General features: G+C 68.5%; 21 protein-coding genes and 3 pseudogenes. 11 read left to right on the top strand and 13 right to left on the bottom strand.

What is annotated here, in order from left to right:
* Positions 1 to 214 precede the first annotated feature (214 nt).
* Together K7B10_RS39510 and K7B10_RS39505 are read right to left on the bottom strand one after the other, a co-directional pair.
* Positions 215 to 1396: a protein-L-isoaspartate O-methyltransferase family protein gene (locus tag K7B10_RS39510; protein ID WP_229344518.1), complete on the bottom strand. Its 1182-nt coding sequence runs from the start codon at positions 1394 to 1396 to the stop codon at positions 215 to 217.
* A gap of 257 nt (positions 1397 to 1653) precedes the next feature.
* The gene (locus K7B10_RS39505) at positions 1654 to 2754 is read right to left on the bottom strand and encodes a hypothetical protein (protein WP_229344515.1); all 1101 of its coding nucleotides are present in this window, start codon (positions 2752 to 2754) and stop codon (positions 1654 to 1656) included.
* Between the two features lie 1039 nt (positions 2755 to 3793).
* Here K7B10_RS39505 and K7B10_RS39500 point away from each other — a divergent pair.
* The 5 genes from K7B10_RS39500 to fxsT all read left to right on the top strand — a co-directional run bounded on the left by K7B10_RS39500 (position 3794) and on the right by fxsT (position 9241).
* Positions 3794 to 4018, top strand: a complete 225-nt coding sequence (locus K7B10_RS39500) for a hypothetical protein (RefSeq protein ID WP_229344513.1) — start codon at positions 3794 to 3796, stop codon at positions 4016 to 4018.
* 13 nt (positions 4019 to 4031) lie between these two features.
* Positions 4032 to 4799 (top strand): helix-turn-helix domain-containing protein, encoded by a 768-nt coding sequence (locus tag K7B10_RS39495; protein ID WP_229344511.1) that lies wholly within the window; start codon positions 4032 to 4034, stop codon positions 4797 to 4799.
* 312 nt (positions 4800 to 5111) lie between these two features.
* Positions 5112 to 5525 (top strand): hypothetical protein, encoded by a 414-nt coding sequence (locus K7B10_RS39490; RefSeq protein WP_229344508.1) that lies wholly within the window; start codon positions 5112 to 5114, stop codon positions 5523 to 5525.
* Between the two features lie 372 nt (positions 5526 to 5897).
* On the top strand, positions 5898 to 6320 hold the full coding sequence (locus K7B10_RS39485) for a hypothetical protein (protein ID WP_229344505.1): 423 nt from the start codon (positions 5898 to 5900) through the stop codon (positions 6318 to 6320).
* Positions 6317 to 9241, top strand: a complete 2925-nt coding sequence (gene fxsT, locus K7B10_RS39480; RefSeq protein ID WP_229344502.1) for an FxSxx-COOH system tetratricopeptide repeat protein — start codon at positions 6317 to 6319, stop codon at positions 9239 to 9241. The genes K7B10_RS39485 and fxsT overlap by 4 nt, the downstream gene beginning before the upstream one ends.
* Positions 9242 to 9918: 677 nt before the next feature.
* Here fxsT and K7B10_RS39475 read toward each other — a convergent pair.
* A complete protein-coding gene (locus tag K7B10_RS39475; protein WP_229344499.1) occupies positions 9919 to 10386 on the bottom strand; it encodes a lamin tail domain-containing protein in 468 nt (155 codons plus the stop codon).
* Positions 10387 to 11221: 835 nt separating this feature from the next.
* On the opposite strand from K7B10_RS39475, the gene K7B10_RS39470 reads away from it, so the two are divergent.
* The 3 genes from K7B10_RS39470 (at position 11222) to K7B10_RS39460 (ending at position 13843) form a co-directional block, all read left to right on the top strand.
* On the top strand, positions 11222 to 11893 hold the full coding sequence (locus K7B10_RS39470; RefSeq protein ID WP_229344496.1) for a sigma-70 family RNA polymerase sigma factor: 672 nt from the start codon (positions 11222 to 11224) through the stop codon (positions 11891 to 11893).
* A 110-nt stretch (positions 11894 to 12003) separates the two neighbouring features.
* On the top strand, positions 12004 to 12390 hold the full coding sequence (locus K7B10_RS39465; RefSeq protein ID WP_372481586.1) for a WhiB family transcriptional regulator: 387 nt from the start codon (positions 12004 to 12006) through the stop codon (positions 12388 to 12390).
* 1204 nt (positions 12391 to 13594) lie between these two features.
* Positions 13595 to 13843, top strand: coding sequence for a hypothetical protein (locus tag K7B10_RS39460; protein ID WP_229344493.1), 249 nt, complete (start codon positions 13595 to 13597; stop codon positions 13841 to 13843).
* A gap of 226 nt (positions 13844 to 14069) precedes the next feature.
* Here the strand turns inward: K7B10_RS39460 and K7B10_RS39455 are convergent, their stop codons facing one another.
* The 7 genes and pseudogenes from K7B10_RS39455 to K7B10_RS39430 form a co-directional block, all read right to left on the bottom strand.
* Complete coding sequence (locus tag K7B10_RS39455) at positions 14070 to 14618, bottom strand: TetR/AcrR family transcriptional regulator (protein ID WP_229344490.1); 549 nt, start codon at positions 14616 to 14618, stop codon at positions 14070 to 14072.
* Positions 14619 to 14846: 228 nt separating this feature from the next.
* Positions 14847 to 16463, bottom strand: coding sequence for a right-handed parallel beta-helix repeat-containing protein (locus K7B10_RS39450; protein ID WP_229344488.1), 1617 nt, complete (start codon positions 16461 to 16463; stop codon positions 14847 to 14849).
* A 494-nt stretch (positions 16464 to 16957) separates the two neighbouring features.
* Positions 16958 to 17757, bottom strand: a protein-coding gene (locus tag K7B10_RS39445; protein WP_229345748.1) for an IS5 family transposase whose coding sequence is annotated in 2 segments (ribosomal slippage) — positions 16958 to 17418 and positions 17418 to 17757 — 801 coding nt in all. Because the reading frame shifts where the segments join, the coding sequence is not laid out codon by codon here.
* A gap of 532 nt (positions 17758 to 18289) precedes the next feature.
* Entirely contained in the window at positions 18290 to 18415 is a 126-nt protein-coding gene (locus tag K7B10_RS41115; protein WP_267501566.1) for a hypothetical protein, read from the bottom strand.
* A 67-nt stretch (positions 18416 to 18482) separates the two neighbouring features.
* Positions 18483 to 18704: pseudogene (locus tag K7B10_RS39440) on the bottom strand (ISAzo13 family transposase); the annotation flags it as partial.
* Positions 18705 to 18770: 66 nt separating this feature from the next.
* Entirely contained in the window at positions 18771 to 19865 is a 1095-nt protein-coding gene (locus K7B10_RS39435; protein ID WP_229344485.1) for an alpha/beta hydrolase, read from the bottom strand.
* A gap of 474 nt (positions 19866 to 20339) precedes the next feature.
* Positions 20340 to 20615 (bottom strand): DUF4916 domain-containing protein, encoded by a 276-nt coding sequence (locus K7B10_RS39430; protein ID WP_267502776.1) that lies wholly within the window; start codon positions 20613 to 20615, stop codon positions 20340 to 20342.
* Positions 20616 to 20730: 115 nt separating this feature from the next.
* On the opposite strand from K7B10_RS39430, the gene K7B10_RS39425 reads away from it, so the two are divergent.
* The 3 genes from K7B10_RS39425 (at position 20731) to K7B10_RS39415 (ending at position 23739) form a co-directional block, all read left to right on the top strand.
* The gene (locus tag K7B10_RS39425; RefSeq protein ID WP_229344482.1) at positions 20731 to 21510 is read left to right on the top strand and encodes a glycoside hydrolase family 16 protein; all 780 of its coding nucleotides are present in this window, start codon (positions 20731 to 20733) and stop codon (positions 21508 to 21510) included.
* Positions 21511 to 22046: 536 nt separating this feature from the next.
* Positions 22047 to 22529 (top strand): RICIN domain-containing protein, encoded by a 483-nt coding sequence (locus K7B10_RS39420; RefSeq protein ID WP_229344479.1) that lies wholly within the window; start codon positions 22047 to 22049, stop codon positions 22527 to 22529.
* Between the two features lie 484 nt (positions 22530 to 23013).
* Complete coding sequence (locus tag K7B10_RS39415) at positions 23014 to 23739, top strand: DUF6003 family protein (protein WP_229344477.1); 726 nt, start codon at positions 23014 to 23016, stop codon at positions 23737 to 23739.
* A 28-nt stretch (positions 23740 to 23767) separates the two neighbouring features.
* Here the strand turns inward: K7B10_RS39415 and K7B10_RS39410 are convergent.
* The 3 genes and pseudogenes from K7B10_RS39410 to K7B10_RS39400 all read right to left on the bottom strand — a co-directional run.
* Positions 23768 to 23932 (bottom strand): annotated as a pseudogene (locus K7B10_RS39410) (IS5/IS1182 family transposase); the annotation flags it as partial.
* 20 nt (positions 23933 to 23952) lie between these two features.
* Complete coding sequence (locus K7B10_RS39405) at positions 23953 to 25617, bottom strand: glycoside hydrolase family 64 protein (protein WP_229344476.1); 1665 nt, start codon at positions 25615 to 25617, stop codon at positions 23953 to 23955.
* Between the two features lie 109 nt (positions 25618 to 25726).
* Positions 25727 to 26660, bottom strand: a pseudogene (locus K7B10_RS39400) (ricin-type beta-trefoil lectin domain protein).
* Positions 26661 to 26902 lie beyond the last annotated feature (242 nt).

Here is a 26902-nt window from a genome sequence, read left to right as displayed (position 1 = left end):
CCGTCGGTGACGCGACCGCAAACCGGCACCGCCATCACAGCGGTGACCAATCCCGCTACCCTCCAGCGCTCCGTCCCCGCCACCCTGGCCCTGTTGATCACCGCGCTTCGAAGACGCCGCCGCTGCGGACGCGGCGTTGGGGGTGCAGGTCGGCTCGGCTCCGCCTCACCATGCTTTCCTGATCGTGCAGTGATGTCGACGTCAGGTTCCAGGACTAGCTTTCGGCGACCGGACTCGCGGGAGAGCCCGCCCACATGACGGTCGCACCCGCAGTCACGGTCAGGCCGTAACTGTCGACGCTCGGCCGACCTAGCTCCTCCCACCGCCGGTAGGCGGCGGTGACCTCATCCCACAGCCGTCGGGACCCGGCCTGAGTGACGGCGAATTCGGCCGCGGTGCGGCCGTCGTAGTCGACCGTCGCCCAGGATCCGGTGGCGGGGTCTTGGATCTGGAGGCGGGTGTGGGCGTGGTCTCCGCTGGTGTCCCAGGAGTATGAGGCGCCGGGGACGGTGAGGCCGATGTGGAACTCGGCGTCGAGGTCGCCGCCGGCGACCGCCCAAGGGGAGAGCCCCGTCGCCGAGAACGCGGCGCTGTCGTCTCCCGCGGGCGTGGTCGTCGGCGGGTGGGACTTGGCGTGGGGGCGTGCCATGGGCATGAAGGAGGCGAAGGAGTGGAAGCGCCCGTGCGCCTGGCCCCCTTCGGTGGCTGTGAGTTCGAGGGTGCCGTAGCTGCACCAGGCTGAAGTCCAGGGGGTGACGATGCGGCCGCCTGCTGGCCGGAGCCCGGTCAGCCATTTGGGCGGGATGTGGTCGACGGAGAACGTAGCCAGGACGACGTCGTAGGGGGCGCCCGGCGGCCATCCGCCGGCGCCATCCGCGGCCACGACCGTCGGCGCCCGGCCCACCCTCTTCAGGTTCTCCTGCGCGGTCGCGGCGAGGTCGGGGTCGAGGTCGATGGTGGTCACCTGCTCGTCTCCCGCCAGGATGCACAGCAGGCCTGCGTTGAAGCCGGTACCCGCTCCCAATTCCAGCACTCGCAGTGGGGCTTGGTCGGGGCCGTTGGGTTCGGTGAGGCCGGCCAGGAGGAGCATGCGGGCGACCATCGACGGCATGGACGCCGACGAGGACGGCAGACCGCCGGTGAAATGGGTGACCAGCGGCTGATCCGTGTAGGCCGCGGCGAGCCAGTCGGCGGGATCCGTCGTACGGTCCACGGGCCGGTAGCCGCCCGAGCCGTCGCGCAGCCAGATGCGGTCGGGCAGGAACCGGTGCCGAGGCACGCGCTGGAAGGCTTCCTGGAGGCATGCGGGCAGGGGCCGGCCGAGCTGCTCGGCGACTTGGCCGAGCAGTCCGTCGGCGAGCGTGCCGGCTGCGGGGGCGTCCGGGGCCGTGGGCACGGCTACTTCTTGGGGCTGGGGTTGCTGGGCGGCGGGGGCGGGGGTGGCGGCGGAGGGGGGACGGGGCGGTTGGGCTGATGCCCGTCGTCACCGATCGGTGATCGGTGCTTGCCCTCCACGATCCCTGACACAGCAGACCTCCCACAGGTCGACAAGCCCCCAACGGTATCGCTGCGGGGGCGGGCACGGGAGAGCGCATGCCGGACATGACCAGACCCTGCGTGGCTGGTTCCCGCCCCCCCCCAACGGAGCCGAATTCAGCGAGCGGTGTCGACGAGCCTGCTGGTCATCGTCAGAGCCTTGCGCTCGGCAGTGCGGCGGGCCGCCGCTCGTCGCAGCCGGTCAAGGGTTCCGTGCCTGCCGTGGCATTTCGGTTCACAGGGCATCTGGGGATCGGGGCCCAGACCGGTCACCCGGCAAGCCTCTTCCTGCGGGTCCCCCATGAAGGTCATGGCATGGTGGTACTCCGCAATGTCGCACTCCGCGTTGACACGGTGCAGTTGCAGGTCGAGACGGCCCTTCGCACTGCTGGGGGCGTCGAACCAGATGCGGCAGTCGTCCTGCCCGTACCGGCAGCCGCAGCTGCGCATGTCCTCGGTCAGGGCGATCCCGTATACGGGGTGGGTGAGGTCTGCGATGAGGGTGTCGTGGTCCTTCCAGTGGTCCGCGGCGAAGGTGAGGCGGAATCCGTAGGTGTTGGTGTGTTTGGTGAAGGCGGCCATGTCGAGCCAGTCGGCTCCGGAACGGAAGATCATCAGGCGTCGCAGGAGTGCGCTGCCCAGTGAGGCCGACTCTGCCCACGCTTCGCCGAACCAGCGGTGCTCGTCGGCGAAGGCCCTTTCGGAGCGGGTCGGGCCGCTGGACCGGAAGGGCACATCGGCGTCATCCGCTGTGGCGGCGAGCCGGCGAAGGGCCTCGGCTTCCTTCCAGGCGTGCTCCGGGACGCCTTCGAGGCGGATCCGCGCGGTGCTGTTCGGGTATCCGACGTCGATGCGGTTGTGGGCGCTGGCGAGGATCCGCAGTTCCGCGATCCCGCCGAGGCTGTCCGCGTCCCCGGACGAGAAGAGGCCCCAGGAGATCATGTCGGTCAGGGCGTGCGGGTCAGCGTTTGGAGCGAACCGGATGACGCAGTAGTCCTCGCCCGGAATAACGCGGGTGATCCACAGCGGACTGGTGGTGTAGGTGGTCGGGTACTCCAGCAGGGCACGGAGTACGGATGCCTCCAGCAGTTCCTGCTGGCCTGCGGGACGCGGGATCGGCGGGCTGCCGACGGGGAGCAGCTCCATTCGGGCCTTCGCGCCGGCCCAGGTCTCACCGGTGTACCGGCGGCACAGATTGACGTGATCGTTCGCGCGCATTTTGCAACAACTCCTCGTGGATGCTGCTGCCGGATCTCAGCAAGAGGTAGTTGCCTGCGAAATCAACTCGGGTACGCCATGGACCAAGTCGGGGGTGAGGGTACGCCAAGGCTTTCGACACGCTGCGCCATTGATCCGGAACGACGCACGACGAGGGCTCCCTTAGCCCACGGTCACCCTACGGCCGTCACTACGCTCTGCGACGCTTCAACACGCCGACGGCGGAACCCGCTACCGCGTCCCCGACACGACAGGCACGTCCTTTGCCCGTGCGGTGCCGGCGGACTTCTGCCTGAACGCAGGGAAGACGATCCGTTTCCCCGGTGAATCAAGCCACCCGGCCGGGTGAGCTGCCCACGCACCCCTTCCAGACCCACAGCACGTCCAGCTACGACCCGAAACAGCGAAGGACAACGACGGGTCATGCCCGAAGATCCTCATCCGCGGGCTGGGGCTGGCATCCGCGGGAGCGTCAGGCGCTGCCCGGGAGCGGTGCGGGTCGGGTATGCCAGGAGCCGGGCCCCAAAGGGGCGCCGGCTCCGATGGCACGCTCGTGCGCCAGCACGATCGTGCGGATTTTCCCTGGTGGTGCCGCGGTTGGAACCGGTGGCAGATCAGGGTCAGCCGCCAAGGGGGTGTCCCTGGCGTCGCGTCGATGGTCGCAGTCGGGCGCAGGGTAGGGCAAGGACCTGCGGGACGCGTACGAGCCAATCCCCCTCCGCCCGACCGCCCACACTCCTGGCCCTGGCCAGAGGGGGTGTGCGGGTTTCCGTTCTCGCAGGTGAATGACTATCCGATCACTCGGATGAGCCTACTTAGCGGCTGTGGCGCTGCCGTGTGTGGCGGGACAGGCGTGAACCAAACGGCGCGCGTGGGCGGTGGGGGTGTGCGCGGGGGTGCCAGGATGCTCTCGTCTCACGGCGGCGCCAGACGCAGTGAGGCATCAATCAGGTTGGAACCGGGGGGACTTGACGTCTCCGTACCTACGGCGTGGCCGGCGCGCACGCGGGCCGTGCTGTCGAGCAGATTGGGATCATCTATGTCACATTCCGTAGTCGGTCGGCGGCAGTCCCCGGCGGGTCAGGGCGCCGCGGTCGCCGTCTCCACGTGCTGCGCCACCGTCCTCGCGGCCACCGGCACCCCCGTCTCCGATGCGCTGCTCCTGGTCGCCGGGGCCGGCGCGGCCGGTGCCCTGTCCGGGCGCCTCGCCGGCGGGATGCCGGTACGCGAGGTGATCCGCAACTTCCTCAACTCCTCCGGCTGAGGGCAGATCAGAGGTGGGCCGGCCCGAACAGCCGTTGCCGTACCCGGACCGGCCCCTTGGGCGTCTCGCCCAAGCACTCCGCAACGCGAGGGTTAGAGCAGGTTTCACCTTCTCGGAGCTGGCCGACGAGGTTGTGGGGTTCAGCGAGTCGACGCTGAAGCGCGCCGCTTCCGGCAAGACCCTGCCCACCCGGGAAACGGTCACCGCGTATGCGCACGCCTGCAGCACCGAGCCCGGCCCGCTTCTGAACCTGTGGGAGGCGGCGGTCGAGGAACGGCGCCCTTTACGCCCAGCGGCACCCAAGGTCACGAAGATCCGCGATGCGGCCGCTCTGGGCGCGGCGCTTCACAGCCTGCACGTAGGGGCGGGCAACCCAAGCTGCCGGGAGATCGAAAAGCGCACCCGCAACAGCCCCGGCATCATCCGGGTGCCCCGCACGACAGCGCATCAGATCCTGTACCGGCAGCGCTTCCCCAGCTCCCGCACCCAGCTCAAGGCACTCCTCACCGTCCTGGGTGTCCCCGAAACCCAGCACGCGGATTGGCTGCAGGCCTGGTCACACGCCAACCGGCAGCGCCCAAGCGACCGGGATGCGGCCCGGACCAGGAAGGACCAGCTTCAACGCCGTATCACCCACCCCCGTGTGCCTGCACCGTTCGACAACACCACCAGCGGCAACGGGACGACTCCCCCGACGCGTCCTGAGCTGACTACCCCGGACGATGCCTACCTGATGCGGCTTGACGGCGGGATTCTCGAACTCAAGCGCCCCGGGCGCTGAACACCCTGCTGTCGCGGCCTCCGATGCGTACCGCTTTCGGTGAATCCCGGTACACGGCCGCTGCGGTCCGGGCAGCCTGGGTTCTGCGGGCCCAGGCCGTGGGACCGGCCCGCTTCACAGGGTGCGGGAGGGGTTGATCGTTTTGGACAGGGTGCTCAAGGCGCTGGGGCCGCGCACGAGGGGTCGGTGGGAGTACTGCTGTCGGATGGCACGGAGCCGGGTCCGGTCTACTTCGACGTGGGCAGCGGACCGGACATGCCATCGTCAACGGAGTGGCACGCCTACGACGGCCGGCGTGGGCGGCCCCGGGCTGTGTTGCTGCGGGGTAGCTGCTCGTGCGGCTGGCGCGGCGCGGCCGAGTACCCCCTCGACTGGACCACGCTCGCCGGCGACCACCCCCTGTATGAGGCGGACGTCGACCTGTCCGGGCCGATCGGCGACTACGAGGCCCACGTATCGGTGGTCCGGGACGCAGCCGTCCCTCTTCCCGCGGAGCTCACCGGTCTGCTCACCGAGCTCGTCAGGCAACTCGATGTCCTCGCTGTCGAGGAACCGCTGGTCGTATTGAAGGCGCTCGCCGACCTGCGGTACGTCATCGGCCAGACCGGCCAGGACGCCGCGTACGAACTCGCCGCCCTCGACGTGCCGCTCGAGGACGTGGCGACCGCGCTCGGCACGAGCGAGACCGCCGCCCGCACCTACCTCAACGACTACCTCCACACCTGACCCGGAAGTGGGCCTCCAGACGCGCCCAGTCCGCCCTGCTGGTAGCCGGTAGCGGGGGCGGAACGGCTCGTCGGAATACGCGGAAGACGGTGCTTGCACGCGCAGCCGCCGGGCCAGAGCCGCGCAGCCGCCTGAACAGGCATGTGTTCGGGAGGCAGAGCACTGGGTGCCCGGTGGCGTTGGGCACGATCTCTGGTGATCCGGGAAGCGATCTCCAAGCGCCCTCGTTGAAGCAGGCCATCCCCACTCGTGAACACCCCAGAGGGGACGGGTTCGTCGCTCGCTCCTTGGGTAGGTCATGGAGCCAGGCGCCCGGTTCCGCGAAGGCATGCGCTGTACGGAGAGAGTTGATCGCTCAGGGGGTTGAGGGCCATGGCCACAGGAAGTCAACCGGCGAGCGGGGTGTGGGTGGCCGTCGCCGCCGTCGCCGCGGTCGTGGTGGTGGGATTGCTGCTCGTCGTCGCGCTGGTGGACCTGGAGAGCGGCGACAGGATCGCCAGCGTGGTGGGGGCCGCCGTCGGAGTGCTGGGCCTGGCTGTCTCCGTGTTCGCGCTCACCCGCCCCGCGAGCGATCCGGCCGTCGCCGGCAGCAGGTCCGTACAGGCGGGAGGGAACATCGGCAGGGCGGTCACGGGTGACAACGTCCGTGTCACCGACCCCGCACCCCATGTCGCCTCCGGTCCGGCAGGGCAAGGACCCGGCGCGAACGACACGGCCGTGCCCGGTGAACGGGGGGTCAGCGCGGGCGGGAGCATCGGCGAGGCGATCACAGGTGACGGAACCAGGCAACAATGAGCGGATCGCGGGCCGGGAAGGGCAAGCACGGCAGAAGCGACACACCGCACACAGCCAGGTCCGGGCTCGGCGAGCGCGCGGTGTCGGCCGACGGGGATGTGGGGCTGGCCGTCACCGGTGATGGCAACGAGGTCGTCGTGGAAGGCGACATAGTCGTCGGAGGCACGCAGGAGCATCACTACCACCTTCCGCGGCAGGCCGGGGTCACCTGGCCACTGCGGGTGGGCTCCGTGCCTCTGTTGGCCAGCGCCTTCCAGCCGCGCGCCCATTTGCGTACCGCCCTCGACGCAGCCCGCAGCCCGGCGGCGACCGTGGCGTCGGGGCACGTGCTCTCCGGTGGCGGCGGAGTGGGCAAGTCGCAACTGGCCGCCGCATGCGCCCACGAAGCGGTGGCGGACGGTACGGATCTGGTGCTGTGGGCTCCTGCCGAGGACGTGCTGCAGGTCATCACCCTCTACGCCCACGCCGCCCGCCTGATCGGGGCGCCCGGGGCGGACGGCAATGAGATGGAAGCCGACGCGCGGGCCTTCGTAGCCTGGGCCGCAACCACGACCAGAAGCTGGATGATCGTCCTCGACGACGTCACCGACCCGGATGCCGTCGGTCCTTGGTGGCCATCCGGACCGTCCGGCCGAGTCATCGCCACCAGCCGTCTGCAGGATCCCCGTCTGACCGGGGGCGGACGCACGCGTATCGACGTCGATCTCTACACGGCAAGCGAAGCCATCGCCTACCTCCGTGCCCGCCTCACGACGGAAGCGTCCGACCACCTGCTGGAGGACAGGGCCGCCGCGGTGGGAGAGGCCCTGGGCAGACTGCCCCTGGCACTCGGACACGCCGCCGCCTACATGATCAACGAGGATGTGACGGCCACCGAGTACCTTCAGCGGCTCGCCGACTGCAGCCGGCGTCTGGAACAGGTACTGCCCAGGTGGGCCGATACCGAGCACTACGGACGCGAGGTCGGCGCTGCTCTGCTTCTGTCCCTCGCCGCCGCCAGAGCGGCCGAGCCGAACGGCCTGGCCGAGCCCTTGCTGCGTGTCGTGGCGCTGTTGGACCCCGCCGGACAGCCCGGCGATCTGTGGACCACCACCGATTTGCTGAGCCACGTAGGCCGGCAGAGCGACACCAAGTCTTCTCCGCCCAAGCGCTGGTGGCAGCGCGCGGCGCCCCCTCGTACGCCGGTGACAGAGGACCAAGCGCGGTCTGCCTTGAGGGTGCTGCACCGGTACAGTCTGATCACCCACGACAGCCGCACCCCCCTCCAGCAGGTCCGGATTCACGCCCTCACCGCTCGGGCCGTAAGGGAAACGACCCGCCCCGACGTGCTGTCCCAGGCCACTGTCGCCATCGCGTCCGCCCTCATCGCGATCTGGCCTGACCCCGACCAGACACAGCCGGAACTCGCCGCGATCCTGCGCACCAACACCGAGTCGCTCCACCAGCACAGCCAAGGTCTGTTGTGGGAGAACGAAAACTCAGTGAACGTGCTGTACCGGGCGGGCCGAAGCCTGATCGACGCCGGTCTCAACCACGCTGCCCATGCCTACTGGCAGCACACGTCCGCCAAGGCCGCGTCCGTCTTCGGCCCCGATCACCTCGGTACACTCACTGCCCGTTCCGCTCTCGGCACCACGTACATGCACCTCGGGCGCCATCGCGAGGCACTCGCCATCCAGGAGCGGCTGCTCGCCGACTACGAGCGCCTGTGCGATCCGGACCACCCCTCCATCCTCAACGCCCGCAACAACGTCGTAGTCACCTACAACGCCTTGGGGCGTTACCACGACGCAGTCCAGCTACAGGAGCAGATCCTCGCCGACCATGAACGCGTCAACGGTTCCGACCATCCCTCCACCCTCACTGTGCGCCACAACCTCGCGCACAGCTATGGCGGTCTCGGCCGCTACCACGACGCGCTCGCCCTGGAGGAACAGGTCCTCGCCGACCACGAACGGATCAATGGCCCCGACCACCCCGAAACACTGTCCGCACGAGCCTCTCTCGCCTCCGCCTACAGCGATCTCGGCCGCCACGGGGACGCGCTCCCTCTGAAGGAACAGGTCCTCGCCGACCGTGGACGTCTTCTCGGCCCCAATCACCCCCTGACGCTGGACGCCCGCGCCAATCTCTCCACCGTGTACATGCACCTCGGCCGTAACCACGAGGCACTTGTCCTCGCGAAGCAGGTACATGCCGAGCAAGAACGCACACACGGCCCCGACCACCCCGACACTCTGCGCGCCCGCATCAACCTCGGCATCGCCTACACCGCCTGCGGCCGACACCGTGACGCGCTCCCGGTCGAAACGGCGGTTCTTGCTGACTGCGAGCGCGTACACGGCCCTGACCATCCCGTCACCTTGAGGGCACGAGGCCATCTGGCCACTACCTATGGCCATCTCAGCCGACCCCGTGAGGCCCTCGCCCTCGAAGAGCAAGTCCTCGCCGGTCGGGAACGACAGCTCGGCCCCGACCACCCCGACACGCATGCCACCCGGAACAACCTCGCCATCACCTACGGCAGGCTGGGTCGTCACCGGGACGCGCTCCAGCTATGGGAGCAACTCGTCGCCGACCTGTACCGCCTGCTCGGACCGGACCACCCCCACACCCTCACCGCGGGCAACAACCTCGCCTCCACCTACAAGGACCTGAACCGCTTCCAGGACGCCCTCGCGCTCGAGAAACGGATCGCGGCCGATCGCGAACGTGTTCAAGGCCCCAACCACTCGGACACACTTTTCGCACGCAACAACCTCGCCTCCACCTACGCCAAGCTCGGCCAACGTCAGGAAGCCCGGGACCTCATGCAGGGCGTGGTCGAGGGGCTCACACATGCCTTGGGTGCCGATCACCCCCACACGGTCGCGGCGCGATCATCACTCGCCCGACTGAGCCGCCGGCGGAAGGGCAAGTGATCGCGCCCTGAGAGCGCCCGATTGACGACGTCTTCGCGAGTCGCTCGTGCCCGATGGCGTAGGCGTCGAGGACCCCCCGTACATGGAGTTCCGCCAGATGAAGGGGTCTGTCTCGTAATCGGAGGTAGCGACGGGTGACGGTCAGCGCAGGAAGATGCGGTGCCGAAGGAGCACGCCTCATGGGCCTGCGAGGAGCCGCCCTATCTGGAGAGGGCTGCCGGCCCGGACCCCTGGGCACAGGACGAACCTCCCCCGCACACACCCGCCACGCTCCCCGCAGCAGGCCCGCAGGACCCCATGCCTCCCCAACGCCGCAGGGCGGGAATGCTGCCGAAAGCCGCTCTCCTCGCCGCTCTCCTGCCCGCACACTTCATCTGAACTACGCCCCCACCCGCAGACAACCTCGCCCACACCACGCAAACCCGACCCCACCGCGGCGCTCCCGGCCCCTCACCACCGCACCCTTCCTCGCAAATCCCTGCGGGTAGACCCCGGGCCGGCACCTGCCAGTGCGGTCAGCTCCCGAGCCGGAACCTGCCGGTATACGGCCGTGCGGGCCGCCACCCGGTCAGGGTGACGGCCCGCACACGCCCGCCAATCAGCGATTCCCACCCCGCGCAAGCCGGGCCCGGCGGCCGCCCTCCGTCCAGACGGCCCCCGGCAACCCGCCCCACAGGTCAGTGGTGGCGCCGACCCCACGACTCCGTGTCGACCGTGCGGCCGCGGTCATCGCGCAGCGTGGCGGTGTCGGCGCGGTTGTCCCAGATGTAGTCGCGGCTGTTCTGGAACAGGTCGGTGCGGGTGTCGCGGCCGGATCCGGTGTGGATCCGGATCGTGGCGCGGCCGGCCAGGCGGACGTTGTCGAAGCGGTACCGGTTGCCGTCGCTGTCGCGCAGGGTCCAGCCGCGGAGGTTGATGCCGTCGCGGGTCGTGTTGGTGATCTCGACCCACTCGCTGTTCAGGGAGCGGTTGGAGTGGTCGTCGCGTCCGGGGCTGTCGGCCTGGACCCGGCTGATCTCCACCCGCGGACGCTGCTGATGGTGACCGTCCTGCGCGGCGGCCGGCAGCGCGGCCGCGCCGACCACGGCACCTGCGGCCAGGACGGTGGCGGCGATACGACGGACGGAGGAAGAAACAGACGACATGGGTGACGCTCCCTCAAGAACAGCGCCCCACCGGCCGAAACAGGCCGGTGAGGCACTTGTTGGTGTCGGCCCGGATGAGCCGAGGCCCCACTCTCGACCCGCCACACGACCGGCCGCAGCCCCCGCCGGGGCCGGTTACCAGAGCAGGACATTCCCGTCACACTCACCTGCGCACTACACACATAGCGGTCAGCCATGACCCCGACATTCACTGACCGTTACACCCACCCGCACCACCAACCACATAACGGAATCATGCGCTCCGGCGCACCACCGGGCGCACTCACCGCCCGCCTCACCCAACCGGACTACTTGCCCAAGTAACAACCGTTCTGCGGAATTCTTCGTATTCGAGTTCAAATCCGCAAAAGAATCCGAATATGAGAAGGCCCGACCGGCCGGAGGGGGAAGGGGCTGGACGGGGGCCGGCCGGGAAGTTCAACGCGTGGGGCAGCGGCAGCCGTGGCCGGCTGCGCAGCAGAGGGCACTGCAGGGCCCGTCCGGTCGACACCGTCACCACCGAGACGTTCCGAATACGCCTCGGTGAGCGACGTGCCGTGTCGCCCGGTCTCTCCATGACGGAAGGGCGAGACACACGAAGTCGCCCACGGCAGCCGAGGCACCGGGCCATAACCGTATGAACCAGAACCAAGAGGGCGCACCCGTGCCCAGGTACGGACGGAGACGAAAAGAATCTTGTATCCGGCTGGACGGATCCGGGCCCGGCGACGGCATTACTGGTGAAGGCGGCAGTCAGAGCGGGCGGTATCCATCGGACAGGGGGCTGGAAAGTGCGGCATGAGGGTGGCGGGCAGCACCGAGCAGGAAGGGCCTCGTGGTGACCCTCACGTCCGACTTCCCGTGCGCCCGTACGGGGTGCGCGAACGGAGCAGCCGTCTCCTGCGCGGAGTGCCCTTGGGGGCCCGCGGTGATGGAGGTCAAGCCGCAGCCCATCACGCCGCTGGCGGACCTCGATCCCTGGATCCTGCCGAGGGAGTTATCGGCGTTCCACGACGCCCACCGGCTCGACTTTCTCCAGTACGCGCGCATCAAGGGCATGGACCACGAAGACGCCGAGGACGTCGTCAGCAAGACGTTCCTCACCCTCTACCAGGCGGGCCAGTCGTTCCTGAAGGCGAACAAGCCGCAGGCCTTCGCCTTCAAGGTCCTCAAAGACACCATCGCCGACCACTTCAGGCGCACCGACCGAAGGCCGCGCACGCAGGCGCTGACCGACGAGGTGCAGCACCCGCGAAGCGTGGCCGGCAGTATCGAGGAGGTGATCTGCCGGACGGACATCGAGCGGGCCCTGACCCGCCTGCCGCCCCGTCAGGCCGACTGCCTGCGCCTGAGCCTGCTCCTCGAACTCTCCCGCCAGCAGATATCCCAGTACCTCGGCATCAGCCCGTCAGCCGTCTCATCGCACCTGAGCGAGGGACGCCGCGATCTGCAGGAGCAGCTCGCGAACTACCAGCCGCAGCGTGCGGAGCAGGGAGGGCGCAGGTGAACATCGACGACATGGTCCAGGCCGCCCGCGCCGGCCTTCGCAGGGAATACGCCGACTACGACCCCGCTGAAGGGCGCGCCCGACTTGAGGACGACGCCGTCCGCGACTCCGTGGCGCCGTCATCGGGCTGGATTGACGACTGGTCGCCACACGGCGCCTGCGTCACGGCCGACCCCGACGAGCTCTTCGTCCAGGGAGCCGCCCAGAACAGGGCCAAGGCAGTGTGCACCGGATGCCCGGTACGCACCGAGTGCCTGGCCGACGCCCTCGACAACAGAGTCGAGTTCGGCGTCTGGGGCGGCATGACGGAACGCGAACGCCGCGCCCTGCTCCGGCGCCGGCCCACCGTGACGTCCTGGCGCAAGCTGCTGAAGACCGCGCGTACCGAGTACGAGCGCAAGACGTACACGCCCGCCGAATCCCTCCCCCCGACCGCGGCCCCGAACGAGGCGGTTCCCACGGAGGTGGTGGACCAGGCCCTGGAGTGGACCGCGTAGAAGACACCCCGCCGCCGGACCCCACCGGCCCCGCCGATCCCCACCACCGCAGGAAGGGAGGACCACCATGCGCAGCAACGCACCGAGGCCACCTCCATCGACGGGAAACGGGAGACAGGAACACCTTCTAAGCCGCCGGGGACCCCCGACCGCCACAATGGAGTGTCTGATTTCGGGCATGACAAAGTCCGACACCACGTGCGTGGTGCCGGACTTGCCATCCTGCATGCAGCAATCCGGTATCCCGAGATCTTTGGCGAGAGCGGGGATGCTCCGGACTGTCTTCCAACTCGGCAAATACATCCGGGCTGGAGCCTGATTCAGAGCAGGGTACCCCGCGTAAGGGACCCTGCTCCCAAGCGGTAGGTCTCGCGCAGAGAGACCAACCGTCCTTGCTTACTAGAAGCCGCTTAGCCCCGGTTGTGTGCAGTCAGCCTGATGTGACGTGCGTCACACCATGAAAGGAAGAGTCTCGCACTGTTCGAATCGAACCACCCCGAACCACCGATGTGACCGCGCTCACATCAGAGATGTTCACAGGCACACAGCGCCGAACGCTCACTGTCCGTCACTTGCGCATCCCCCGGCCGCCGAAGCGGCCCTGACGCTCCGTGCACCCCGCCGGCCGACCGGCCTGACGCTCCGCACACCCCGCACCCGACCAAGAACCGGAATGCCGCCAGAGGATGTCCGGACACCTCGCCGGCGCTCCGTCGAGCCGCGCGAACGCACCCGCGGCCGCGGCCCGGCGCCACCGGCGGGCGCGCGGTTTCGCCATCACGCCTCCCCACGCTGCTTGGAGAACTCATGTCCAACCAGCACCAGGAACAACCCGGCAAACCTTCCCGGTCACAGCACTAGATGGAGCGGCGATCGCGTCGGCGGGGACCACATTTTCAGGGCGCCGTACGCGATGCTGCCCGTCGGACCACCCCCGCGTCGGCGGGGAGCCGAGCTGTGCAGCCGATCGCTGGATGCGGAACCTTCGGTTCGGGCGGGACCGGGCCGAGCTGACGACGAAGTCATACGTCGGCGGGGGTCGCTCTGTACCTGAGTGGTGCAGTGCAGGTCTACGGGTCGGCAGTGGCCCGAGGCAGGCCGGGATCTGGCTTCTGGCTGAAGTACACGCCAGCGCCCGGGCAAGGTCGCGGTGGCTGTCCGGTCCGGGGGCGGCGCCGTGCCGGGTGAGCGGCGGAGCAACCGGGTGCTGGTCGCCGTGCGGGGGCTGCTGTCGCAGGCGGTTTCCGCTGGTGAGGTCCCGCGTGGGGTGCTGGGGCAGATCTATGAGCTCGCCGACGGCCGGGATCTGCTCACGGAGGCAACGGACGAAGACGGAGACCTGTTCTATCGGCCGCGGCCGGTGCAACGCCTGCGGGAGCCGGTCGCCGAGGTGGACCGAGCAGCCGATGCCGAACTGGTGGCGATGTTCGCCGGGCAGGAGGAGATCCGGTGACGGCCGAGTGCCCGTGCGGCTGGCGATCGAGGCACCGGCGGGTGATGCTCACGTTGTTTAGATCGTCAGCGCCCTCGATTCGAAGTTCCTGGAGATGCTGGGCTGGTGTTGGGAGCGTCGGGTGATCACCCTTTCCCCGCGAGTACATCCGGTGATCGGTCTGGCGGACTGCCTGGTGCCGAACTGTCTTCGGGGCAACACCCCGCCGCTCCCGTAGAAGGTCGACCTACTGCAGTAGTTTCAGGGCTGCAGTCGCCAGTCTTTGTGCGGTGAGGTCTTGCTCGTCGGCCGGCAGGATGAGATGGCTGATGGTCATGCGGACGATGACGTCCGCGGCCATCTGCAGAGAATCTGTGTGCTGTTGTGGGTATCGCGTGGCCAGCCAGCCCTGGACGAGGGTTTGACCGGCATCGAAGATCGGGTCCGATCGGGCGGTGAGATAGGGCAGGAGGCTGTCGGAGCCCTTTCGGGCGGCTGTGATGACGGCCCTTATGAGGGGCTGATTGTCGGCCTCCTGAAGTACATACAGGATGGCCACCCGGAGGCAGGCATGGGAATCGGGCACGCCGGGATAGAGGGCATCGGCCACACCCGCCAGAAACTGCTGGGTTTCACGGACTACCAGCGCACGGCCCAGGCCGGCGCGGTTGCCGAACTCCTTGTACACCGACGGGCGCGACACTTCGGCGCGGGCAGCGACGGCCAAGAGGCTGACCTGGTCCCAGCCGGCTTCGCACGTGAGGTCGCGAGCGGCGTCCAATACGCGCAGCCTCATCTGTTTGCGCCAGGCAACGCGCGGGGGGTCGGGTACCGACCCACCTGTGAGTGTCGCCGCTTCGATCCGGTGCCTTGCCGCCGCCATAGTGGCAGTCTGCCAGGGGCCGAAGTCCGTTCGTCGAACCGGGCTCGTGAGTGCCTGCCCGGCGGACGCGCGGTGGTGCCGACCCTTGGAGAGGGGGCGGGGCCGGCACCACGTCTTGGCGCCCCAAGTGATCCGCAGGGATCAGGAGCGCTTGCGCCGCGCCGCAAAGAGGAGGCCTCCACCGAGGGCGAGGACCACCGCCGCGATGCCGAGCGGGAGCGCCGGGTTGGAGCCGCCTGTCTCTGCGAGCGGACCGCTTCCGCTGTGCGGCTTCAGCCCGGAGCCGCCATCGGTGCCGTCGGCGGCTTGCACGCCCCGTGAGGCGGCGGGGTCACTTCCGGCGGACTGGCCGCTCCCGGCGGAGGCGTCCCCCTGCCGGCCGGGGGAGGAGGCGGCGGAGGCATTTCCCGGGACGCCGCTGCTCTTGGCGCCGAAGCCGTAGGCGCCCCGGTCGGGCGTGCCAACGGCCCGGCGGGCTCCGGTGAAGTCGGTGGTGACGGCGGCGAACGGTGTACCCGAGCCGGCGGCGGGTGAGCCCTCGCTCAGCCGGAAGTCCGCGTCAGCTCCGGTACCCGTCTTGGCGAACTTCGGATCGGCGATGACATCGTTCGGGCCCTGGGCCTCGGGGGCCTTGCCGCCGAAGTAGATGTTGTAGTCGTAGGTGACGTCCACATTGCGGGACTTGCTGTTCGTCGCTTGCCCCGGCCGGCCGTACGCGATGTTGTTGAGCAGCCGCACGTCGGTACTGTCGTGCGCGAAGATGTTGGCGTAGCTCTCCATGCGGGTGCTGCGCCCGTTTGCGAAGGCCGTGTTGTGGACGATGTCGACGTGCTGGCTCTTGTAGGAGTGGATGCCGGAGCCGCCGTTGTCGTAGGAGAGGTTGTTGGCGACCAGTACGCGTCCGCTGTAGGCGGGGTGATCGGCATCGCCCTTGAGGGTGTCGATGATGATGCCGTTGCCGTCGGAGTAGCAGCCGCACTTCTCCCATTTGATCTTGGTCTCGTTGTCGTGGACGCGATTGCCGGTGATGCGGATCTTGTACGTCCCGGCGTCGCCGCCCCCCACGTCGCGCGGGGTGAGAACGGAGATGCCGCTGGTTGCGTACACCGCGTACCAGGAGGTCCCGAACACGTGGTTGCCGGAGATGGTGACGTGGTCGGAGTCGATGGCTGATATGCCGCCGCCGGCGCAACCGTGCACCTCGTTGTCGGTCACCTCGACGTGGTGCGACAGCGCACCCGTGGACCGGTCCTGTTCCACGGAGATGCAGTTGGTGTTGTAGGTGGGGTCACCCTTCTTCGATTCTCGTTCAGCTCCGGCCAGTGTGAGGGCTCCGTTGTTGCCCTTGACCTCGAGGTTCTTGATGGAGATGTAGGAGGCGCCGTGGACGCTGATGCCGTTCCACGCCTTCACCGGGTGGATCACCGGATGGTGGCCAGGATGAGCGGTGAAGGTAATGGGGGCTCCGGGGAGGCCGGAGCGCTTGATGGTCAGCACGTTCGACCCGGCAGAACGCTCGGAGTACGTGCCGTTCATGATCGAGACGGTATCGCCCGGCTCGACGATGTCTGCGGCCTTCTGGAGGGTCCGGAAGGGATCTCGGGTGGACGCGCCCGAGTTGCTGTCGTTGCCGCTCGGGCTGACGAAGTACGTGCGGGCTGCGGCGTGCGCAGTACCGGCTCCCATGGTGGCGAGGCCGAGCGGGGCGGATGAAGCGAGCAGTGCTGCGGTCAGGGCGAGGGTGCGCGTGCGTTTCACTGTTGCCTGGTCTCCCAGTTTGTCCTGGCGAAGCGGCTGGCGCCCTCCGTGGGCCGTAGCCGCGAGCAGAGAGCACACGAAAGGAGGCATTTCGCCCTTATCGCCGCACCAGGGCAAGGCGCCGGGCAGCGAGGCCCGGGGGCGTTGCGCTCCGAAGTCCGCTGTGAGGGGGGTGAGTTACTCAAGTGACAGTTCCAGACTCGAAAATTGGACGCAACCCCGGACCCTGTGTAAACGTTCTGACAGTACGTCATATCACTGCTCTGTCTGGCTGACGCTGCGGAGAACCGCAGGGTGCTCGGCCTGCCTACGGGTCACAGCACGGCGGCTCGGAATCCGGGATGGGCTGGAAGCCGTCAAGTTCACCGACCAGGTCGGGCTGGACAGTGGCCGCCAGCAGGATCAGGCCGAGCGCGGCCCCAGGCCACCAGGCGGCCGGAACGAGCAGGACGGGCGTTGAAGGCGATCGCTCCGGTCCCGCCTTAGACGTCATCTCATTTGGCGAGTCTGCGATAGCAGATGAGGGTGCAGGCGATGCTGGTGAAGCCGAGGAAGTGCTCGGCCTTGCGTTCGTAGCGGCGGTGGAGTCGGCGACAGCCGGCGAGCCAGGCCATGGTGCGTTCGATAGTCCAGCGGTGACGTCCGAGCCGCTGGGAGGACTCAATGCCCTTGCGGGCGATGCGGTGTGTGATGCCGCGCTGACGTAACCATTTCCGCAGGTGGGCGTAGTCGTAGCCCTTGTCTGCATGGAGCTTGGCGGGCTTGCGCCGGCGGCGTCCGCGACGTGAACGGATGGGTGGGATGCCGCGGACGAGGGGTTCGAGGGCCCGGCTGTCGTGAAGGTTCGCCCCCGAGATTCCGACGGACAGGGGCAGACCGGTCCGTTCGGTGATCAAATGGATCTTCGATCCGTACTTGCCCCTGTCGACAGGATTCGGACCCGTCAGGTCCCCCTTTTCAGGGCCCGCATGTTCACTGAGTCGATCGCACAGCGAGACCAGTCCAGCGCGCCGCGGGCACCGAGCTCGTCGAGGACCAGGCGGTGGAGCTTCGCCCACACCCGCGCCTTCGTCCACTCAGTGAACCGCCTGTGGGCTGTCGCCCCCGACGGTCCGAACGATGCCGCAGGCAGCTGCTGCCAGGTACAGCCCGAGGTGGCGACGAACACGATCGCGGCGAGCACCTCCCGGTCCCCATGCCGACGCCGGCCGCCACCCTGAGGCCGCGACGGCGCCTCCGGCACCACCCGCTGGAACAACACCCACAACTCATCCGGCACCAGCCGCTCAACAATCCCCACCACGACCGACAGGCTACCCAATCCGCCAAATGAGACGACGTATTAGATCCGCCGCGAACTGGCACACAGCTGACCATGGGTGGTCTCAGGAAGCGCATCCCGGCGGCGCAGATGGTTGTCGCCCGATTCGGGGATGCACCTCATCTGTTGCACCCGCTACCGTGAGCGGAACCGACGCTGAGCTGTGTGAACCTCTCGTGACACGCTCACACCACACGATCAGCCCCAGAGAACTCGCTCTGCGCAACGGGCAAGGCCGCACGGCAGGCGCAGTACGGAGGCGGAGCGGTGTCGGAACTCCCGCCTGACCTGCCGCGCCTGCGCACTGTCGTGACCTACCTGCGCGGCGAGCTCGTGCGCGCCGAGCGGGCGCTGAACACGGCGGAAGAGCGTGAGGCCCTCGCCGCGCGGCGCCGCCCGCCGGCCGAGCCGCCCGCGTGGCTGATCGAGCGCGGCATTGGGGCGGGCCGGCTGCCGGGCCGTGTCCACGCCGGGGGCTGCTGGGACAGCCGAACTGCTGTGGTCCTCACTCAAGAAACGCGAACTCGCCAACCTCGCCGGCGACCACCTCGCAGACGTAGCCGACGCCACCGAACACGGCATCCACCGCATCAACCACAACCCACAACTGCCATGGTCCTTCCTCACCCACACCGGACTCACCATCCACCCACCACACCCACCGAACTTACGAAAAGATCAGTAGGGCTTGCCGATTATTAACACGTTGTCTTGATCTTGCTGCTGGTCTCGCTGCTCCGAGCGAGAATCTGGGCGTGGAGGACCGTGAGGGCGGCAGGCGGAGTAGCGGCGGGCGAGATGGCGACGTCGTGTGCCTTGAGCAGTTTCCTGATCTTCAGGAGTGTGCGGTGCATGGCTGTGCGGCTGCCGCCGAAGAGCACGGCGAGGGGTTCGGCTGCCAGGGCGAGATGCAGGTGGAGGAATGATCTTGTTCGGCTCCCGAGGCGGCGTTCACGGAGTCCAGGAGCATGGGCCCTGGGCAACGCTCACTTGGCGGCCACTGGACCGCGCATCCGGTCGCTCATCCACTTCAGGTCACCGTTGAACAGGGTGTCCGTGTACTTGTACCCGTCGTGACCGCCCTCGAAGGATGTCACACGGGTCTCTATCGGCCCCTTGGTGATCTCCTTGCGGAGCTTCTCCAGCGCTGCGACCTCCTGCTTCGGCTCCTTGGTACCCATGAGGAAGGAGATCGCGACCTTGGAGCCACTCTTGGGGCTGCCCGTGGCCCCGATCGCGGGGCTGCTTGCTGAGCTGCTCTTGGGAGTGCCCTTGAGGCCGCTCGTGGGGCTGCTGCTCGGGGTGGGGCCGCTCTTATTGATCAACTGTTCGGCCAGCCAAGCCGGACTGTTCTCCTGCTTCTCCTTCGGATGGCCGTTCCACAGCGGCGAATCGGGCGCCGCGTCCGGGCCGCCCGCGATCGCCACACTGAACCGTTCGGGGTACTGGAGAACCATCTTCATGCCCACGTAACCGCCGGAGGACGAACCGAAGAAGCCCCAGCCCTTCGGGTCGGCGTAGGTACGGAAGTTCTCCCGCACCAGATCCGGGACGTCGTCCGAGATCCAGGTGCCCATCTTGGGCTGCCCCGGTATGTCGCTGCCGTCGTAGTAGGTGTCCTTGTTCGCGTTCAGCACCGGCATGACCACGATGAAGGGCAGGCTCTCGCCCTTGTCGGCGGCTTCCCCGATCCGTTCCTGGAGGCGGAACTCCTTGGAGAAGAAATAGTTCGTCGGGTATCCCACGGCGCCTGGCAGCGCCATCAGCACCGGGAAGGCACTGTCCTTGTACTCGGGCTTGCCGTACTGCTTCGGAACCCAGGCCCACACCCGGCCGGTGAAGCCGGACTTCGGCCCTGCCAGGTCGGTGCGCACCACCCGGGTCCCGTCCGGCAGCTCCCGCTGCGTCGTCCACTCACGCGGGTGAGTCGGCATCAGGACATCGCTGGCTTTGCTCACCTCCGGCTTTGCCGACTGCTTCGGTGCGAAGGAAACCGGATCTCCCTCGCTGGAGCAGCCGGACAGCGCGGCGACCGCGGACACGACGAGGGCCGCGCAGAGCGTGGCGGAACGGTGTTTCACTCGTACTCCGGTGCAGACTGACGGATCTCGAACGCGTATCGAACAGATCTCGCAGGTATAGATCGCCACGGGGGCTTTTTGGTTCCCTCGGACCAGCGTGAACGGGACCGGGCTGAGGATGCCGCGCAGGGTAGGGGCCTCGGTGAGGTGGCCGGGAGCGGCTCGGCCCGCTCCGGGCGCAGCGAATCCGTACAACGCGCCACGCGCCGCCGACTGCTCGTCGAGGCGATCGAGACCGCCACCGCACCCCGTTCTGCGCGTGCCCGTGTACTGGTCTCGCGCACGCGTCCGGACGAACGCACCTCTCAGGCCGGCCTCGAACGCCCCTGCCCCGGCCCCACGTCCTTCACCGACCTTGAAAGGGGCCGGCTGTCGTTCGAGGCTCCCAGCGGCGGTCCGCCGGAGGCGTCCTCTCGGGCCGTCTGCTCGGCGGGAAGACGTCCGCCGGATTGCGCGACGGGTGGCGCCGTCGTGTCAGTGGACGTGCCCGACGTGCGCGAGGGCCTGCCTCGGCAACACCGCGTGGCCGCCCGGCATCTCACTCTGCACGGCTGGTGAGACAACCTCCTGCGGCACCCCCTGCGGGCTGAACCAGACCAGGCTCAAGGCGTCCCGCCGGGGACGGCAGTCACCCGCCACGGGCACGACGTACGCCAGTGACACCGCGTGCTGGCGAGGGTTGTGGTAATCGGTGACACCGGCCGTGGGGAACCGCACGCGCACACGGCAAGAGCAGGCCTCCTCGCACATATGACCGGTGACCAGGTTCCGCCCTGCGGCGGCCTGAATATAAACCGGTGGACCGGTATGTGCTTCTGTGAAGGCGGGCATGCTGCAAGGGCTCGCGTTCTCCGGAAGGAGCGATGTGCTCTCCCAAGTTCTCGACCGGATCCGACGGCTCCTCGGACGCCCCACCTCAACCCCCGCCTCGACTCCCGCCTCAACTCCCGCCCCAGGATCCGCACCCGCACGTGTCGGCGACGCCCAGGCGAGCGCCCCGGTCCCGGTCTTCACGGCGGACTTCGGCTCGACTCCCCAGTGGGTCGCGGGACGTTCCTGGGCCTATCCGAACGGTGGACCCACCAATCCCGGCGACAACAAGCTCGACTACCTCGTGTCTGACCCGTCCTTCAGCCGCACCGGAACCTTCCGGGCCACCCGCCGCCCCGACGGCAAGTGGAACACGGGGCTGTTGACCACGGAGGGCAGCAGCGAAGGGTTCATGGTGCGGACCGGGGACGTTCTGGAGTCCCGAGTCCGCCTGCCCTCCGCACTCGGCGCCTGGCCCGCGATCTGGACCTGGTTGGACGGCGGCAACGAGATCGACGTCTTCGAGTACCACCCGGACAACCCCGACCTCCTCGAGTTGTCCAACCACGTGAAGGGCAGCTCTCACTACCACCGCGACCCGGCGATCGGCCCCGGCCGCTGGGTGGACCTCAAGGTGGAGTTCGGATCACGCTCGGTGGTGTGGTGGGTCAACGGCAAGCAGGTGTTCGCCGACCGGCGCGGGGTGGGTCGCCGCTGGCGCGCGTACCTCATCGTCAACCTCTCGGTCTGCGCCGGCCGCTACCACCCGGCCCCAGACCGGGACGTATCGGCGATGTCCTACGAGGTGGCCTACCTCCGCGTCATCCGCCCTTAGAAGCAGCGGCAGGTGAGTTGTCGGTGGCCGGTGGAGGTCGGTGCGTGTCTCGTACCGGATCCGCAGGCAAGTGAACCGGTGGAGCCAGGCGATGCGTGAACGCGTGGCCGCGAGAGCGGCGACGCGTTCACCCGTCCTCTGCCACGCACACAACGGCCGGTACCCGCACCGGCCTGGCCCGCTCCGCCCACCCGCTGCGCCGACTGCGGTGGTGTGTGGAGGGTGGTGCGCTCAGAATCAACTGATCCTGCACGCAGTGCACAACTACCCGGGCACCTCGCTTCGTACGGTGAACGGGTAAGAACTGTCCGGTGCACGCAGTGGGCGCATTTGGCCAGTTGTCGGGCAGTCGTCATGGAAGACCCAGGCGTCCTCCCCCTGACCGAGGACGTGTCCCACCCGCCGGGCCGGTCTCGTGGGAACGCCCTCAGGCGAATTCAGGCATCAAAAACCTTTGCCACCCACAAGCGACGACCACGAGACGGCGCCCCTCACGGGCCGGCGTCTTGTCTCCACAGAATGAAGGGTTCACTACAGTGACGAGGACTCTGTCCCGTATTGCCGCCGTCTCCGCAGGCCTCCTGCTCGCGGCGGGTACCGTGCTGATCACCGCCCCTTCCGCCTCGGCAATAACCAGCGGTCAGCAGCACAACGTGGCCTCGGGCAAATGCCTGGGCATTTACGGGAACGTCAGCGACAACGGCCAGGACGCCATCCAGTGGGACTGCAACGGCAACGCCGACCAGAACTGGGACTACACCGGTGTCGGAAGCGGCTACTACCAGCTCAAGAACGGGAACGGCAAGTGCCTCGGCATCTGGGCATCCACCGGCGTGGCGATCCAGTGGGGCTGCAACGGCAATGCAGACCAGAAGTGGTACATCGACTCTTCCGGCGGCTCGGCCCAGTTGAGGAACGGAGCCGACTGGAACAAGTGCCTCACCATCTCCGGCGGTGGCAACGGCGCCCTGGCCGTGCTGGCCAGCTGCAACCACCAGAGCAACCAACTCTGGTACTGATTTCGCCGGCCTGACAGTGGCCGCACGGCCGATCTAGGGCATCAAGGCCGCACCTGACGGCTACCGCTGAGGCCACGCCATCGGCGACTGACTCCTGTAGGCAGGAGCGGACAGGACCTTCCCTGCTCATGCTGCGGTTCGTGCCTTCCCAGGCAGGCCCCGGTGGCGTGCCCCTACCCCTCTTGGCGAACCGCGCTTCTCACTTCTACGGAAACCTCGGCTTCGGCCTGTCGGGCTGTCGGGCTCGCCGCTGCGCGCGAACCCCAGTGCCAGCCCGTTCTGGGGCGGACCAGTCCGGCTCGTCTAACGGGGTCCTTCGCCGGCACCTTGGAGATCTGCAGCCCCGCCGCCCGGGCCCGAGTGTGCCGGCTCGACGGGTGCTCTCTGGTGGGTCATCTTGCGCCTTCGAGTCGGTGGCCGGCCCCTGACTGCCGAGGACGACCCGCGGCGCTGGCCGTGGAGGTGGAGGGCCGGTGCCCGGTCCATGGTGGACCGGGCACCGGGCGGTCAGCCGGCGGTCTCGGGAGCTTGGGCGACGGGCAGGGGCTCCCATCCCAGGGAGCGGGCGGTCTTGCGGGACCGGCCGTCAATCCTCGGTGGTCCGCGTCATTCCCCCGGAGCAGACCGGGCCTGTTGCGAAGGAGGCCGAACGGCTCCCGGTCCGCTCAGCGAGGAGGAGCTGGAACGCGTCCGCCGCGCCACGGCCACTGACCGGGTCGCGGGCATCGAAGAGGAAATGCTCCCGTTCCGGGGCAGCGAGGAAAACCGTGACGAACTGCTGCGCCGGGCCCTCGCCGCGGGTGTACCGGCGCACCGGATCGCCGAACTCTCCGTAGTCGACCCGACCACGCTGTCCTCGCCCTCCCTGAGCCGGACGCCCCCGGCCGGGCGGGCGGACCCGCGCGTCGTGACCCACATGCCGGTGGGGAGCCGCTGGTCCTCGTATCGCTGCCGTGCCGTTCTGCGCAGGGTGGCGCTACGAAGGGCGAGCGTGATTCTGCGGCGTCGGTCGGGGTGGTCTGCCGCCGCAGCGGACCGCGGCGAAGGGGGCGTCGCTCCATGCGCACCCGGCCCCAGTACAAGGTGGAAAGCCACAAGACGGGCCGGTACGCAGAGCACAGGGGGAGCGCGCTGCGCAAGGGAGGCAAGTAGCGCGCTGACGACCGGGCCCCGCCCCACCGATCCGGCCGGGCGAAGCCCAGCCCTTTGAGGTGGCGGGGCTGACGGCGGCGCGGTGCGGCGCCGGCCGCGTGCTGGTGCGCGCGCACGACGGTGAGTTCACCGAGATGGCCCAGTGGATCCCCCCTGCCGCGTCGGCCCCGACCTGGCCCCGCTGACGGCAACCGTTGCCAGCCGTCAGCGGACCAGCGCCGGTGGCGCTCGCAGGCCGTTTTCCATGGACCGAGGACCGTGCACGAGCTCGTCAGGCGAAGGAGAACCAGTTGACGTTGACGAAGTCGGCTGACTGGCCGCTGTCGAAGGTCAGATAGACGTCATGGGTTCCGGTGGTGCGGCCGATGTCCGCGGGGACGGTGCGCCATACCTGCCAGCCGCCGGTGTTGGCGACGGCGAAGCCGCCGACCGGGGTGGCCGTGGGGCTGTCGAGGCGGACCTGCACCAGGCCGCTGACTCCGCCGGCGGCCCCCGAAGCGACGCGGGCGTCGAAGCGGGTAGCGCCGGTGGCGCCGAAGGCGACGGCCGAGAACTTGAGCCAGTCGCCGTTGGACAAATGGCCGACGTCGGATCCGCCGCCAGCGTCGGAGCAGGCCTCGACCTGTGCTCCGGACTGGGCGTTGAACGCCTCGGCCTGGATGGTGGTGAAGGCGCTGACCCCGCCGCCCGGGGTGGTGGCGGTCGGTGTGGGGGTCGGGGTGCCGCCGCCGGCCACACCACCGACCGTGATGGTCCAGCGGCCGGGGCTGCCGGACTGCACCTTGCCCTCGAAGTCGACTCCGGCCGGGTGCACGTCGTCGTACGGGAAGGCGTACCCGAGATGGTCGGGAGTGGTGTTGTGCAGGATGCGGGCGTAGTGGTTGGTGCGCGGCCAGGTGTAGAAGGCGGCGGGGTTCTCGGCGGTCGGCTGGTAGGGGTTGTCCAGCAGGGTGGTGCGGTTGAAGGCGGCGGCGAGCCGTGCGCTGAGATTGCCCATCAGGTCGTTGCCCGTGGTAAAGGGCGCGTCGCTGCAGGAGAAGATCGAAAGGGTGGATGGCTTGGCGAAGCTGCCGACTCCGGGGAAGGCGAGGACGTCGCCGTTCACCCGGCCGGTGACGGTTCCCCAGGTGAACTGGGTGTCGATGCGCAGGTCGGTGGAGCGGTACTTGTTCCACACCTCGTCCACGTAGCCGTCGAAGTAGCCCCGGAACAAGCCACTGTTGCCGCGGATCGCCAGGTTGGGGCTGAGTACGCGCAGGTCGCGGCCACCCGCGGTGACGATCAGCCGGCTCCAGTCGCTGCCGTCGGCGGCTGACTGGGCCCGCAGCGCGGCGGCGACCCGGGACAGTCCGTCGGCGGGTAGCCCGCGCACCGTCTGGGTGCCTTGTCCGGTCTCCAGTTGGAAGGCGATCGGCAGCGAGACCATGTCGACGAACGTGATATTGGCGTACAACTGATCGCTGTTGAAGGTGAATTCGCAGAAGTCGTGAGGGACGTTCGCGTTGGGGTCGGTGGGGTTGCTCACCGACGGCAGGGCCAGACCGCCGCCGCGGTTCACCAGGAAGGTGAGCTTCGTGCCCACGGAGAAGTAGATGCGGCCGCTGTCCAGGCGCGGCAGCGTCACCCTCCGCGCCCCGGCGCCGGACGCGTTGAGCGGGATGGCGCAGTCGACCCCGAGCGGGGTCTGATCGTTGGCCGGGGCCGGCGGGTGGTACAGGCCGGAGCCGTTGGCCTGGATGAAGGCCCAGGTGCCGCCGGCCGCGGGGTCACGTCCGAGCACATAGGCGTACACCGTGTTGTTGCCGGTGGTGTTCACCAGGTCCAGGGGGAGCGTGGGGGTGGTGGACGCGTTGGCGCTCATCTCGAGCCAGACAGCGGCGGCGGGCACGGCCAGGGCCAGGCCCGCTGTCGCGGCGAGGAGTTTCCTACGGGGCATGGTTCGCTGGTGGCGAGCCGTCACGGTGGGGGTCCGTTCTCGTGAGGTCGGGCGGGGGAGCGGTCGGACGCAGGGACGGGGGTCATGGGAGGGCGGCGGGGCTGGTGGGTCAGCCGACCGTCCACTTCTGGTTGGCGGCGCCGGTGCAGAACCAGGTCTGCATCCGGGTGCCGTCGGCGGAGGAGTTGCCCGTGGCATCCAGGCACGTGCCCGCACCGGTGTTGATGAGGTCACGGGCGGCGGTGTACGTCCATTTCTGGGCGTTGGTTCCGTTGCAGGTGTAGAGCTGGACGGCGGCGCCGTCGGCTGTGGAGCCGCCCCGCGACGTCCAGGCACTTGCCGAGGGCCCGGACGCTCCGGCGGAGGAGGGCGCGGACATGGTCGACGGTCATCGTCTGCGGGAAGGACGTGGAGGCGTCCGGGCTGCCGGGCCAGTCCCCACCGACCGCCAGGTTGAGGATGACGAAGAACGGGTGGTCGAAGACCCACTTGTTGCCGCCGGTGCCGGCCGGCGTGAGCGTCTTGTACGTGGTGCCGTCCACCGACCAGGCAAGGGAGTTCGGGCTCCAGTCGACGGCGAACACGTGGAAGTCGTCGGCGAGGGCGCGGCCGCGCGGGATTTTGACGCGGGCCTCGAAGCGGACGTACGCCCGGGTGAAGGTTTTGGCGGTGTTCATCCGTGCCAAGGTGTACTGGCACTGCCCGTACCAGCAGCCGAGGCCGGCGTCGCTGCTCTTCCGCGCGGTGATGACAAGGTGGGCCTGGCCGTCGAGCGCGGCGTTCGAGGTGCTGCTGGTGTAGTACTGCAACTCGTGGTTGCCGAAGCCCGAACCACCGGTCTCCAATGTCCACTTGGCGGCGTCAGGAGCGCGGCCGGCCGCGCCGTCGAACTCGTCGGACCAGGTCTGCCCTACGACGGCAGCACCGGCGTGCGGGGCGACCGAACGGGTCAAGGACATGAACATCGCCGCGACCAGCGCGGTGGTCACGAGGAGCACCACTCCCCCGAGGGGGCGGCGACGCGCGCGATGAGCAGCAGCCATGGGCATGGCTCCTTGTCTGGGTGGGGGAAGAAGAGGGCCAGGCCGGGCGAGCCGTGAAGAGTGGCACGAGGGATACGAGAGCGCTCTCAAACGTGACGCGATGTCACCCGAGGCAGTGAGTATCACGGAGAGGTAACCGCCATGGCAACGTCAGACGTCACTCCTCGCACTCCTCTGAACTGCGGTTCTATCTTGTGGTCTTCGGCTTAACGCTCTCTTAAGGCTGGCTTGATGCAGAGGGG

The sequence above is a fragment of the Streptomyces flavotricini genome (genome assembly GCF_020639365.1).
Lineage (GTDB): Bacteria > Actinomycetota > Actinomycetes > Streptomycetales > Streptomycetaceae > Streptomyces > Streptomyces flavotricini.
This window is presented reverse-complemented; position numbering and strand designations above follow the sequence as displayed.